The 12,473-nt window shown below is 57.2% G+C and carries 11 protein-coding genes and 1 rRNA gene; 4 read left to right on the forward strand and 8 right to left on the reverse strand.

Translation table 11 applies throughout. The annotated features are described in order from the left end of the window. Nucleotides 1-77 (reverse strand): 16S ribosomal RNA (locus IDH41_RS24885); the annotation flags it as partial. Nucleotides 78-556: 479 nt separating this feature from the next. Here IDH41_RS24885 and IDH41_RS24890 point away from each other — a divergent pair. Together IDH41_RS24890 and IDH41_RS24895 are read left to right on the forward strand one after the other, a co-directional pair. Next, on the forward strand, nt 557-2,107 hold the full coding sequence (locus tag IDH41_RS24890) for a GGDEF domain-containing protein (protein WP_190865969.1): 1,551 nt from the start codon (nt 557-559) through the stop codon (nt 2,105-2,107). 146 nt (nt 2,108-2,253) lie between these two features. Continuing rightward, nucleotides 2,254-3,018: a MerR family transcriptional regulator gene (locus IDH41_RS24895; RefSeq protein ID WP_190865971.1), complete on the forward strand. Its 765-nt coding sequence runs from the start codon at nt 2,254-2,256 to the stop codon at nt 3,016-3,018. A gap of 72 nt (nt 3,019-3,090) precedes the next feature. Here the strand turns inward: IDH41_RS24895 and IDH41_RS24900 are convergent, their stop codons facing one another. The 7 genes from IDH41_RS24900 to IDH41_RS24935 form a co-directional block, all read right to left on the reverse strand. Further along, nucleotides 3,091-3,942 carry a class I SAM-dependent methyltransferase gene (locus tag IDH41_RS24900; protein WP_190865973.1) on the reverse strand — a complete coding sequence of 284 codons (852 nt, stop codon included), beginning with the start codon at nt 3,940-3,942 and terminating at the stop codon, nt 3,091-3,093. Nucleotide 3,943: 1 nt separating this feature from the next. Next, complete coding sequence (locus IDH41_RS24905) at nt 3,944-4,762, reverse strand: polysaccharide deacetylase family protein (RefSeq protein WP_223830052.1); 819 nt, start codon at nt 4,760-4,762, stop codon at nt 3,944-3,946. Between the two features lie 186 nt (nt 4,763-4,948). Further along, on the reverse strand, nt 4,949-5,689 hold the full coding sequence (locus tag IDH41_RS32295; protein WP_263364605.1) for a helix-turn-helix domain-containing protein: 741 nt from the start codon (nt 5,687-5,689) through the stop codon (nt 4,949-4,951). A 227-nt stretch (nt 5,690-5,916) separates the two neighbouring features. Then, on the reverse strand, nt 5,917-6,351 hold the full coding sequence (locus IDH41_RS24920; protein WP_190865980.1) for a hypothetical protein: 435 nt from the start codon (nt 6,349-6,351) through the stop codon (nt 5,917-5,919). Between the two features lie 217 nt (nt 6,352-6,568). Continuing rightward, entirely contained in the window at nt 6,569-8,515 is a 1,947-nt protein-coding gene (locus IDH41_RS24925) for a DEAD/DEAH box helicase (protein ID WP_190865982.1), read from the reverse strand. A gap of 136 nt (nt 8,516-8,651) precedes the next feature. Further along, entirely contained in the window at nt 8,652-9,476 is an 825-nt protein-coding gene (locus tag IDH41_RS24930) for an ABC transporter permease (protein WP_190865984.1), read from the reverse strand. Then, nucleotides 9,457-10,461, reverse strand: a complete 1,005-nt coding sequence (locus IDH41_RS24935; RefSeq protein ID WP_190865985.1) for an ATP-binding cassette domain-containing protein — start codon at nt 10,459-10,461, stop codon at nt 9,457-9,459. The genes IDH41_RS24930 and IDH41_RS24935 overlap by 20 nt, the downstream gene beginning before the upstream one ends. Before the next feature lie 289 nt (nt 10,462-10,750). On the opposite strand from IDH41_RS24935, the gene IDH41_RS24940 reads away from it, so the two are divergent. After that, nucleotides 10,751-11,491, forward strand: a complete 741-nt coding sequence (locus tag IDH41_RS24940; protein ID WP_190865987.1) for a glycerophosphodiester phosphodiesterase — start codon at nt 10,751-10,753, stop codon at nt 11,489-11,491. A gap of 125 nt (nt 11,492-11,616) precedes the next feature. Continuing rightward, on the forward strand, nt 11,617-12,381 hold the full coding sequence (locus IDH41_RS24945; protein ID WP_190865988.1) for a phytanoyl-CoA dioxygenase family protein: 765 nt from the start codon (nt 11,617-11,619) through the stop codon (nt 12,379-12,381). The last annotated feature ends 92 nt before the right edge of the window (nt 12,382-12,473 follow it).

Below are 12,473 nucleotides of genomic sequence, written 5' to 3' on the forward strand. Positions count from 1 at the left end.
GATTAACTCCGCTCGACTTGCATGTATTAGGCACGCCGCCAGCGTTCGTCCTGAGCCAGGATCAAACTCTCCATAATGGTGTTTGACTTGCTCATTCTTTTATCGCTTTTCCATTAATCCGTACGGATTAATGGGGCAGTTTCACTCGTTGTTCAGTTTTCAAAGAACAATCTTTTGCTGCGCCGTCCGCTTGTTTCTCTCGGCCGGAATTAGAATATACCATGCCTCCGCCCATGAGGTCAAGCGTTTTTGTGAAACTTTTTTATCCTCCCTAATAACCGGCATTCAAACTACATATAATATGCACAATGGCTTCTGTCCGAAAAAACGTTTAAATGTACTCGAGTCCGTCCCCGCATTGGTACAAAAGGTATGCAGCCGTCGTTCGGTTGATAGCGATATTTCCGCACGGCCTCTTCCCGCTTGCCTGCCGTTTTTTCGCGATTGCCGCGCTTCTATTGCCGTAGACTTTTCCACCTAAATCGGCTATATTTTACTGGTATATCGGAACTACTTTATTAGGCATTACTTCCCAATTAATAGAGGAGGAGATGCATTGCAAAGCGGCTTTAAAACGAAACTGATGATCATCATGGGCGTTTTCAGCATTTTATTGACGCTCGTCATCTCGCTGGTGAACCAGCATCGTTTAAAGGAGCAATTAATCGCCGGGTTTAAACGGGAATCTTCCCTGGTTGAGGACGTGATCGTAACGGCCGTATCGGATGCAGACAAAGCGTTCCAGATGTCGGACGATAAGCTGGAGGAGCAAATGCGCGACTATTCGGAGCGGCTGCTCGAGCATTACCGCGACAATCCGGATGTCGCCTCCTGGGATTACGATGCGCTTAAGAAAGCGTCCGGCGGGATGGACATCTACATCATCGACGATGCCCAGAAGATCGTACATAGCAGCTTCGCCCCGGATGTCGGACTTGATTTCAGAGCCGATAACGAAACGATGAGGCGGTTCGCAGAATTGTTAGCCGAAAGACTGAAGGGAGACTCGTTCGTGGCCGACGGCCTGGACCAAGAGTCGAACACGGGCAAGCTTCGAAAATACAGCTACGTCCCGACGCCCGACCACAAATACTTGATCGAGCTCGGACTATACCAGGAGAACAATCCGGTCTTCCAAAGCTTCAACTTCCTGGAAATCGGGCGCAAGCTGGCCGAGAAGTACAGCTACATTCACGAAATTACCGTCTTTACGACATCGGGCAAAGCGATCGGCAAAAGCGGCGAGGACGGCAAAGCGGCGCTCGTCTCTTCCGAAAACCGCCCTTACTTCGATACAGCTTACCGAGAAAATGACGTGCAGCAGGTAAAACGGATCGAAAACGGCAGATCGGTCGCCTACCGTTACGTTCCTTATATCGTACAGTACAGTCAAGACCAAGAGGTTCGCTACACGGATCACCGCATCGTCGAAATCAAATACAACGATCAAGAGCTGCTGGACAAGCTGAAGCAGAACAATAACGTATTCCTGATTCAGCTGCTCGCCACGCTGGCGATCGCGCTTATCATTTCCTTCGTGATTAGCCGGCTTGTCGCGAGACCGCTCTATCTGGCTTCCCACGACTGGCTGACGGGGCTATTCAACCGCGCCGCGTTCGTGCAGTCGCTCTCGGCGAGCATCGCCAAAAACAATAGACGGGGACAGACGACGGGGCTGCTGCATATCGATCTCGACAACTTCAAGCAGATCAACGACGAGCTCGGCCATGACGCGGGGGACGCCTTTCTTGTCGAGGTAAGCAAGCGTATCCGGTCGGCCGTCTCCCATCCCGGCGCTTTCATCGCCCGGCTCGGCGGCGACGAATTCGTCGTTATCTTGAACGATCTCGACAACGAGCGGACCGCCACGGAGGTCGCGCGCGCGATTATCGAGCGACTGCGGTCTCCTATGGAAATTAAAGGCGTCGACGTCGTGAAGGAGTATCAAACGACCGCGTCAATCGGCATCGCGCTGGCGCCCGAGCACGCACGGAACTCCAACGATCTGTACAACTGCGCCGATCAAGCGCTATATTACGCCAAGCGGACGAGCAAGAACGCGTATTGCACGTACGGAGACGCCGCGAATTTCGATCCGACCGGTTAGCGCCATCATCTCATCTCATATGCGATAAAGAAAGCATTGGCCGCCCTTCAACGAGGGCGGTCGACTTTTTTGGGGAGACTCCGAAAAAGGGGATTGACCTTCACGTTGCGTAAAGGTGTACGATCATTGTGCAAGGAGGCGAGCAGATGGAATATACGATTCAAAAGCTCGGACGGCTGGCGGGAATCAGCACGAGGACGCTTCGCTACTACGATGAAATCGACATGCTGAAGCCGGCGAGAATCAACTCCTCCGGCTACCGGATCTATGGCCAGGCCGAGGTGGACCGGCTGCAGCAAATTCTTTTTTACAAGGAGCTTGGCGTCAGCCTGGACGAAATCAAGGCGATTGTCGCCTCGCCGGACTTCGACGGCGACGCCGCGCTCAGGGAGCACCGGGCGAAGCTGCTCGAGCGACGGGTGCAGTTGGACTTGTTAATCGCGAATGTCGATAAGACGTTAGCTCAAAGAGAGGGGAAAATGACGATGACCGATAAAGAGCGATTCGAAGGGTTCAAGCAACAGCTGATTGACGAGAACGAGAGGAAATACGGCAAGGAAATTAGGGAAAAATACGGTGAAGAGCAGGTCGAGCGGTCCAATCAAGCTCTGAAGAACATGACCGAGGAGCAGTACCGGGAGGTCGAGAAATTGGGGGAAGAAGTGCTGTCCACGCTGGCCGCAGCCTTCGCGACGGGCGATCCGGCAGGCGAACTCGCGCAAAAAACGGCCGATCTGCACAAGCAGTGGCTTACCTTCTACTGGGGAAATTACAGTAAGGAGGCTCACGCGGGCGTCGCGCAAATGTACGTGGACGACGAGAGGTTCGCGGCCTACTACGATAAGCGGCAGCCCGGCGGAGCGGAGTTTCTCCGGGATGCGGTGCTTATCTATACGGGGATGAAGCAGTAGGAAACCCCGGGCAAAGGCGCCCGCCCTGCTGTCCGGGAAGCGACAGGCTTCCCGGGAACGGCCGGGCGACCGCTATTTCTCCGCGACCGCCGCGAAATAGACGGGAAAACGTCCGGCGACCATCCATCTCGGCGACGTGTGGAACGAAATCTTGTCGAAGCCTGCGGCCAGCAGGCTTTTCTCCAATTCGCGCCACGTCAAGTACCGGGCCTGCACGGCGGACAAGCCGGTGCCGGGTTGTCCGCCGCGCGGGCGACCAAGCAGCTTCCGAAGCAGATAGGCTGCCGTTTTCCGCCTGAAGATTCCATTCCGGATCACGAGATAATGCCATCTGTAACCCGTACCGTGAACGAGCAGAAACAGCTTGCCGCCGGGCGAGAGAACGCGGTACGCCTCGGCAAGCGCGCGCTGCGGATCCAAATAGTGAAGCGCCGTCCTGCAGACGACGTAATCGACGGCATGCCTTCCGATCGGCAGCCGGTGGGCGTCCGCCGTATGCACCGACACCTTGCCGCGCGCCGCTTCCGACGCTTGGACGATCGCGGCCAGCAGCCCGATCTGCCGCTCGTCCGAATCCACTGCGTAGATAAGATCGGGTCCGCGGCCGAGCAGCGCCTTCACCGTCGCACCCGCTCCGCAGCACAGATCGAGGATGCGTCGGCGCCCTTCCGCCTCTCTCAGCAGCAGCTTATCAAAATAATCGGGCGCGTGCGTCTGCCGATAATATTCGTAGCACGCATAACCGAAAGCGGGATCGATCAGCCTGCCCTTCTCATCCGCGGCGCCTTCCGCCGCGAGCCTCAGCCTCACATCCGCAGCCGGCTTGTCAAGCCCCGGTATCCGCACGCCGTTCTCCCTGCAAAATAAATAAGCGGCGCCCGCAAGCAGCCGGCCGTCGCGCACGATTTCGACTTTGCCGCGCATGTCAGCGGGATTCTCCGATCTGGGGATTTTGGCTCCGAATGGAAGTGACCGCGTAATCGGCCATCAGCCTCCGGATTTTGTCGTGCGTGCCGTCAAGCCCGTAATATCGCCTGAAGCCGTTAAGCAAGGACGAATTGAAAATGCGCGGCTGGTCCGGGTCCAGATCGTAAGGATGAATGTAGAAAACGAAGGCTCCCCGATCCCGCAGGATCGACTTGGCACCCGCCTTAAACAAAGAATACGGATAAAGCCGAAAGTACCCGCCGCCGCCCCATGGCACGCGAAGCCCGCCCAGGCGATAGGCAGGCAGCGGTATTTCCCACAGCTTATCCTTTATGCGAAAAGACGCCGGTACGTCAGAAGGACGCTTCAGCTCGTTATACAGTTGATTGAAGCGATGGGGCATCAGGCTGGAATCGTAGGCATACCCTTCTTCCCTCAGCATTTCGAGCCCCCACTCCGTCATCGAAAAGCAGGGCGCGCGATACCCGCGTACCTCGTCGCCCGTCACATCCTCCAATATATCCTTCGACGCGCGAATGTCTTGCCGGAACTCCCCCGGGGACTGGCTGCGGACGAGACGGTGCGCGTAGCCGTGCGAAGCGATTTCATGGCCCCTCCGGTGGATTTCCTTAATGAGGCCGGGTCGTTTCCGCGCAATCCAGCCCAAAACGAAGAAGGTTCCTAGCGCCTTTCGCTCGTCGAGAAGCTCCAGCATTTGACGAACGGGCCGCTCCAGCCGGATCTCGCGCCTCTCCCAATCGGAGAGAGGCAGCTGCGGGCTGCAAAACCAATCCTCCACGTCTACCGTGAACATCATCTTCAAGCCTGCACCTCCCACGGTTGTTATCCAGCGCAATCCCTTCATTAGCAAATAATGTATGTATCTATTATAAAGGATAGGGAGAGTCGTGACAAAAAAAGAGCACAAGACTGCCGGAACCTCCTCTCCAAACGTTCCGTGCTTGTACTCGTTGCCAGAAGCCAATCCGTCAACCGCAGCGGATTATACGAGGTGCCGAACATGCCCCCGAAGTTCTCTCATCCCCCAGGCCGTCTTGCCTGCCTGCGATAATGTTCCGGCGTCGTGCCGGCAATCTGCTTGAACACCTTCGTGAAGTGGGAGGCGTGCTTGAAGCCGACGCTGAAGCCGGCATCCGTCACCGACAGCCCCCTCGTCGACCTGAAACAGCACCTTGGCCTGATTCACGCGGCGATTGTATAAATATTTGAAAATCGTCGTGCCCGTCAATTCCTTGAACACCTTGCTCATGTAATATTTATTCAAATGAAGTTCCCGCTCCAGCAAATCCATCGTGATGTCGTTCATGTAGCAGCGCTCGATGTAGGCGATCACATTGTGCACGTGCCTCTCCCTCTCCGAGCCCTGCTTGTCCTCCCGCAAATGCTCGCGGCACAAATCGTAAACCCAGTACAGCACGTCCGCGAGCGCGAGCAAAAAACGGTTTTGCCCGACGAAGTCGTTGCGTACGTAGCATTGCTGCATGTGCACGAGCATCCGCTCCGCCTCCGCTTGCTCGGCCGCGCCGAGCCGAAGCCGGACATGATCCAGCTCGAAGAAGGGGCGAAGCACTTCCGGCAGGCGATCGGCATCCGTGCCATCGGCAGCCGCCCCTCCCCTTCCCTGATCAATCAAGGAAATGAGCCGCGGCTCGAAGTGAAGGATCGTGCGCACGTAAGGAGCGTCCCGGTTGACTAACGGCCTATGAAGCGTCGAGCCTTGCATGAGCAGCAAATCGCCGGGCAGCAGCTCGTAGCTGCGGCCCCCACGTAAATACGGGCCTGTCCTTCGTGCAAATAAAAAAATTCATAAGAGCTGTGCGAATGAAAAGCGGGCATCGCAGTCGGCGCCGCGTTCCGGTACTGCCAATCGATCAGGTCCCTGCCCGGGTATACGTCCATCTTCGCTTTGGCCTCCCTTAACTTTCGCTGTCCTGAACTAAACTTCCTCCGCTACTTTTGGACATCCGCTCGGCTTTGCACTCTTTGGAGCAAATTTTTGAAGACGATCAGGATCAGGATGATGCTCATGCTCAGCAGCGTCGCGGAATCGCCGAGCTTGGCGAGCGCCTTGTTGCCGTGGATATACGAGATCGGCAGAATGATGAAGCAGCCGCCCGATAAGAACAATAATAGATAGGAGAATGCTCTCGTCAGCCGGCGGGTCCAAAGCGAGCCGCTCTTTCCTTTCCATATGGATAAATGGTGCTCGGACAACAGCTGGAAAAAATCCGATGCCGTAAAAAACAGTCCCGCCAACGAGAAAATCGCGATAAAATTGGAGTCCAGCTCGATTTTCTCCGAATTTTTCAGGAAATAAAGAATGAGCAGCCATGCCCCGATGCCTAGAATAAACACTTCACCTTGCGTAAAAGACTCCTTTTTCATTCCTCTGCCCGCCCTTTTCGATTTGATCGCATCGTTCGAACGGCCCAATGCCGCTACCAATGCTCTATCATCATACCTGATGGAAAAGGGGAAAGTGTGTCGAATTCCGTCGGTTCGGGCTGCTTTATGTAAAATGAAAACTGCAGTCCCCTCTTAAGGAGAACTGCAGTCGTTGATCAGGCGCCTTGCGCCATGCGAAGCTTCATCGCTCTAACCATCACCCCAGCAGCTTGACGGGCTGCTTCCGCTCCGGGTCGCTCTCCCGCTCCTGCGCCCGGTTCCGGACTTCGTCCAAGTAAGGCGTGAACTTGGAGTCGCCGCTGTACGAGACGAACAGCCACTCCAGCGCGCGGGTCATCGCCACGTAGAACAGCGACACCTCGCGTTCCTCCGCCATCTCCAGCGAGAACGGCATGTTCTCGGCGTTGACGATGAAGACCGCCTGAAAGTCGAGGCCCTTCACGCTGTCGATGGACGCCACGTTCACCGCGTCGCCTGCCGGGGCCGCTTCCTCCCTCTCGTCGTCATCATTCTCGGCCAGCCAGCGGTACGGCAGCTCCCGCCCCTTCAGCTCCCGGCGGATCGCGTCGATGTAAGAGGAATGGTAATTATCCTTCACCCGGTACAAAATCGCCATCTCGGCATACGGAATCTTATGCCCGACGTGCAGCTCGCGAATCCGGTCCGCCGCGGCGCGGACCTCCTCTTTGAAGCTGCCGCACCGTATCACCGCAGGCTCGGGCCCGGCTCTGCGGGCGCTCTGCGGCGGAATGATGTCGACGCCCTTCGCGGACCCGTACTGCACGCCGCCGCGGAGCAGCGAATACCGCTGGTAGAAGTCCCAGGCGAACTTCGCGATCTGCGACGTGTTGCGGTAATTGACGGACAAGAAGCGCGACCGCCCACGGAAATCGAGACCCGTCGCCTTCAGAAGGCTCGACTTGCGCTTGAAGAACGATTGCGTCTTGTCCTCGACGAGCAGCAGGTTCTGGGTCGCCGGATTCAGCAGATGGGTGAGCAGTCTCAGCCACTCCGGCTGGAAGTCCTGTCCCTCGTCGATCAGGATCGCCTCGTACATCGGCAGAATCGCTTCCTTCTTCTCCAGCTTGGCGATGAGCGTCAACACGTCCGTATCCTTGGCGCCAAGCGCCTTCTTCAGCCACTCGTGGAAGTTGAACACCTCGATGTACGGCTTGTCCGGCCTTCCTTCCCGCTGCTCGGCCAGCCGGATCCAATCGAGCAGATCCTCCGGCTCGTCCATCATCCGGCCGATCATCTGCTTCAGGCTCTGCGACAGCGCCACGCTATTGCAGATGACGAGAATTTTCCAATCGGGATAGAAGCTCGCGAGCATCTTCGCGCGGCTCGCCAGCACAAGCGTCTTCCCGCTTCCCGTCACGCCCCGTATCAGCCTGTGGCGATCGCCGAGCTGCTTCGCGATGTTCTCCTGGGTGACGTCCATCGCCTGCGGCTGATGCAAGGACAGCACGTACTGCTCGCGCGCGCTCTCCGGCGGCCTGAATTCCGAGCCGAGCTTCGCGGCGGGCGTCAAGTGATTGCGGATCGCCCACAGCTGCTCCTTCGACAGGATGCTCCGGTTCCGCTTCCATTCGGTGAACATGCCGTGAATCTTCTCGATCAAGGCGTCGGCCGAGAAGCCGCCGTCCTCGCGGTCGATCTCGTCGCGGCAAAGCACGAACGGCTCGGCGATGACCTCGTACAGGCCGTTCTCGATAAAATCGTTCCGGCGCATGCGCGTGAATACCGTCCCGAAGCCGAGCTGGAACAGGAGCTGCTTCCCCTTCCGATTGACATCCGGCTCCGTCAGGCCGTCGTCCTTCTCCAGCCCGGCCGCCACTTGCCGGGCCGTATCGCGCGCCCGCAGGTACGGATTCGGAACGGTTTCCAGCTGGCCGGAGGCCGTATAGACCTGCCATTCGCCGCGGTCCGCTTCGACCAGCGCCGACCTCGTATATTCCGTCACTTCGAGCACGACCATGCCCAAATCGGGACCGATCACGACGAACGCCGGCCGGCAGCCTTCGATCTCCGGCTCGAAATAAACCGCGTAATCGCTTGGCAGATGCTCCTTAAGCGACCGGAACAGCAGCCGCTCGCCGGCGGTCGCGCCCGTCCGTAAAACTTCCGGGACCATGTAGGCCATCTTGGTATCACCTCGCGTTCCACGATTACAATTCTTTCATTCCTTCTATTATAGCACGCGAAGAGGATGTAAAAGTGAATGATAAGCACAAAAAAACGACCGGCCCCGATCAAGGAGCCGGCCGCGCTTGCTTCGCCTATTTCTTGTTATTGTAAAAATACATCGTCAGCGGGGCGAATACGACGATCAGAGCCGCCGATACGATCAATACCGTGCTAAGCTGCCCGCCGGTCACGCCGCCGTGGACGAAGCCGCGCACCGCATTGACGACGAGCGTGATCGGATTGACGTCGACGAACTTTTGCAGCCAATTCGGCATCGTCGACGTGTCGACGAACACGCTGCTCAGGAACGTCAGCGGGAACAGCACCATCATGCTGATGCCCATGAGCGCTTTCTCCGTCCGGACGACGAGACTGAGAAACGTCCAAATCCAGGACAGGCTGAACGAGAAAAACAATAGCAGCAGCACGCCGAGCGCCAGCCCGCCGATGCCGTTCTCCGGCCTGAAGCCGAGCAGGTAGCCCAAGCCGATCATGATGACCGATGCGATCAAGTAACGAACCGCGTCGACGAGCAAGGCCCCTACCAGAGCGGCCGGCCGCCAGAACGGCAAGGTGCGGAAACGGTCGAAGATGCCTTTCTGAATATCCTTGTTCAGGTCGAGGCCCGTATACATCGTGATCATGGACACCGACATGACGAGAATGCCCGGAAGGACGAAATCGAGGTATTCCCCGGTCGAGCCGGAGATGGCTCCTCCGAACAGATACGTGAACATGAGCAGGAACATGATCGGGAACGCCGTCACGTCGAATAATTGCTCGGGCACGTATTTGATTTTGAGCAGCGCGCGCCAGCCGAACGTGAAGGAAGCGCCCAGGGCGCCGGGCCGGCTCGGCCGGTGCGCGAGCGTGAGCGCCTTCTGCAAATCCGGGTTGTTATCCGGCTTGATGAACATCGGCTTCCTCTCCTTCCTCCCCGGATTGCCCGGTCGTCTTGCCGGTGAGCGTCAGGAACACCTCGTCCAGGCTAGGCTGCGCCATCGCGAAATCCGATACTTGCAAATTTTCCATGACCAGCCGGCTAAGCGCCGCAGCGGCTTCGCCGTGATCGGTAATCGGCGCGGTCAGCTTGAGCGTCCGGCTGTCGGCCTCGACCGATTCGCCCGTAATCTCCTCCAAAATGCGCCTTGCCGCCACCAGATCGTCGAGGTTATGCAGATGAACCGTCAGCCTGCCGGCTCCGACGAGCGCCTTCAGCTCCTTGCTCGTGCCTTCCGCGATCAGCCGCCCGTTGTCGATGACGCCGATGCGGTCCGCCAGCTGGTCCGCCTCCTCCAAATATTGCGTCGTCAGAAATACGGTCGTTCCGTTCCGGACGAGCGCCCGGATAATGTCCCATACCTGGTTCCGGCTTCTCGGGTCGAGCCCCGTCGTCGGTTCGTCCAGGAACAGCAGGTCGGGCGCCGTGACGATGCTGGCCGCAATGTCGATGCGGCGCCTCATGCCTCCCGAATACTTTTTCACTTGGCGCTGCGCGGCATCCTCGAGACCGAACGCCTTCAGAAGGTCGTCGGCCCTCTCCTTGGCGCCTTGCCGGGAGAAGCCGACGAGGCGGGCGATCAGGATCAGGTTCTCCCGCCCCGACAAATCCTCGTCCACCGAAGCGAACTGTCCCGTTAGACTGATGCGCTGCCTGACCTGATTCGCCGCCTTCTCCAGATCGTAGCCCATCACCTTGGCCGAGCCGCCGTCCGGACGGAGCAGCGTGGCCAGCATTTTGATCGTCGTCGTCTTGCCGGCGCCGTTCGGCCCCAAAAACCCGTAAATCGAGCCTCGCCGCACCTGGAGCGAAATCCCGTCGACGACGCGCCGGTCCCCGAATTTTTTCACCAAATCAACGGCCTCGACGGCATATTGCGGATCGTTACCTTGCTTGCTCATACGTTCCCCCCTCAACCTATTCGGAAAACTGTTGGCATAAGACATAACTCCCTTATTATAGACCATTTGATGAACCCCGATTTCTTATGGATTGCTCTTTCCGTCCCACGTCCTAACGCGCCGCAAACGCTCGGCGTATCGATGCGGCAATTTTTTCGGAGTATCCGCGAGTTGGCGAAAGAAGAAAGAGGAAAAGCGATACGAATGCGAGAACCTTTCATATTGACGTACAAGGCCTGGTGAATTGCTTTTACAAATGCCATTTATTTTGATTGATGAAGGGATGCATATGGACAAACCATTTCCTCTGATTACCGCGCACAGCGGATGCATGAATAAACAGGATCATACGCTTGAATCGATCGAAACGGGAATCGAGCTTGGCGCCGATGTGATCGAAGAAGATATACGGGCAACGAAGAACCGCATTCCCGTTCTGGCCCATAATGATGAATTTATAACCGCGGATGGCAGCGAAAGCCTGATCTCGCAGATGACTCTAGCCGAACTGCGTCGAATCAAGCCGATCCTCACCCTTGAAGAGATGCTGCTCGTCATTCGGGACGCTGGCAAGACGGCCAATTTGGACTTGAAGGACGATGAGAGCATCGAGCCGGTGGCTGCTCTCGTGAAACAATATAACCTATACGAGCAAGTATATTTGTCGGGATGCGGGACGGACCGTGCCATGAAAGTGCAGCAAGCTCACCCGGAGCTGCGCAAATTGCTCAATGCGAATGCCGAATTGTTCTTGCAATCCGCCTATAGCGAAGCGATAGAGCAGACTTGCCGCGACGCCGTCGCAGCTCGCTGCTTCGGGATCAACATCGATTATAAGCTTGTTCGCCGGGAGCTACTGGACAAAGCAGCTTCGCTGAAATTGCCCGTCTACGTATGGACCATTAATGAAGAGGACGAAATGAAGAGGTTCCTTGATTTGGGAGTCGCCTCCATTACGGCAAGAAATGTGCAAGCTTTGGTCAATCTGAAGGCGAAAGCAACCAAGGCTCTGGATGGCAATCTGCGTTAGGCTCGCCATCCCTAAAATAATCGGTTTGTGCTAGCAATAATCGATTCCCCCTCTAAGAATCGCGTTCCGAATGCTTTATCCTAAATAGCGTAAGGACATTCATGCGAAGCATCGGAGGGAATTTGATGATTACAAAGGGAGCACCGTTCTCGATCGGGCAGTTCAGGGAGGAAGGCTACAGCGGCCCCGTCCAAGGGCTGAGCCTGGAAGAGGCGGACCGGTATTACGATCTATTCTTCGAAGAGCTGGGGCAGTCGAAATACGCGCCCGGACCGACGGACGCCAATCTGTCCGCCTGGCATCAGCGCCGCCGGTGGGCTTACGAGCTGGCGACGCATCCCGCCATCGTCAGCACGATGAAGCAAATATTGGGCGAGGATCTCGTGCTGTGGGCCATGCACTTCTGGTACAAGGAGCCGGGCAACGGCAAATTCATTCCATGGCATCAGGACATTCATTATTGGCCGATGGAGCCGGCGATTAACGCGACCGCATGGGTGAGCCTCGGCTATTCGGTAAGGGAGAACGGGTGCCTCCGCGTCATCCCCGGCACCCATAGGCAATTGGTCGAGCACGTGGACGCGGGCGACGGCCGAAGCGCGTTCGGCCAAGGCATCGCGGCGGATTGGATCGACGAGACGAAGGCGGTCGATCTGGAGATGACCCCGGGGCAGATCGCCTTCTTCAACGAAGCGACGTTCCACGGCTCGGAAATGAACGATTCCGCCATTCCGCGGGTCGCCTTCTCCGTCCGGTACACGACGCCGGAAGTAAAGTTCCGCATGGAGGAATGGACCGGCGACACGAGCCGGATCAAGACATACCTCGTGAGCGGCCAGGACCGCTGCCGGCGCAACGACGCCATCGTCGGCGCGATTCCGCGGGAATAGGCGCTGCCGGCTGCGCCCTCCGGCTGTACAGAAGCAAAGGCCCGTATTACACTTAACGTGTAATCGGGCCTTTTTTCATTATCCGGAGAAAG

This window comes from Paenibacillus arenilitoris, from assembly GCF_014705655.1.
GTDB lineage: Bacteria > Bacillota > Bacilli > Paenibacillales > Paenibacillaceae > Pristimantibacillus > Pristimantibacillus arenilitoris.

Excerpts from the sequence above, each read along its gene's own strand:
- IDH41_RS24895 (WP_190865971.1), top strand. The coding sequence starts at position 2,254 with ATGGAATATACGATTCAAAAGCTCGGACGGCTGGCGGGAATCAGCACG.
- IDH41_RS24900 (WP_190865973.1), bottom strand. The coding sequence starts at position 3,942 with ATGCGCGGCAAAGTCGAAATCGTGCGCGACGGCCGGCTGCTTGCGGGC.
- IDH41_RS24905 (WP_223830052.1), bottom strand. The coding sequence starts at position 4,762 with ATGATGTTCACGGTAGACGTGGAGGATTGGTTTTGCAGCCCGCAGCTG.
- IDH41_RS32295 (WP_263364605.1), bottom strand. The coding sequence starts at position 5,689 with ATGCAAGGCTCGACGCTTCATAGGCCGTTAGTCAACCGGGACGCTCCT.
- IDH41_RS24920 (WP_190865980.1), bottom strand. The coding sequence starts at position 6,351 with ATGAAAAAGGAGTCTTTTACGCAAGGTGAAGTGTTTATTCTAGGCATC.
- IDH41_RS24925 (WP_190865982.1), bottom strand. The coding sequence starts at position 8,515 with ATGGCCTACATGGTCCCGGAAGTTTTACGGACGGGCGCGACCGCCGGC.
- IDH41_RS24930 (WP_190865984.1), bottom strand. The coding sequence starts at position 9,476 with ATGTTCATCAAGCCGGATAACAACCCGGATTTGCAGAAGGCGCTCACG.
- IDH41_RS24935 (WP_190865985.1), bottom strand. The coding sequence starts at position 10,461 with ATGAGCAAGCAAGGTAACGATCCGCAATATGCCGTCGAGGCCGTTGAT.
- IDH41_RS24940 (WP_190865987.1), top strand. The coding sequence starts at position 10,751 with ATGGACAAACCATTTCCTCTGATTACCGCGCACAGCGGATGCATGAAT.
- IDH41_RS24945 (WP_190865988.1), top strand. The coding sequence starts at position 11,617 with ATGATTACAAAGGGAGCACCGTTCTCGATCGGGCAGTTCAGGGAGGAA.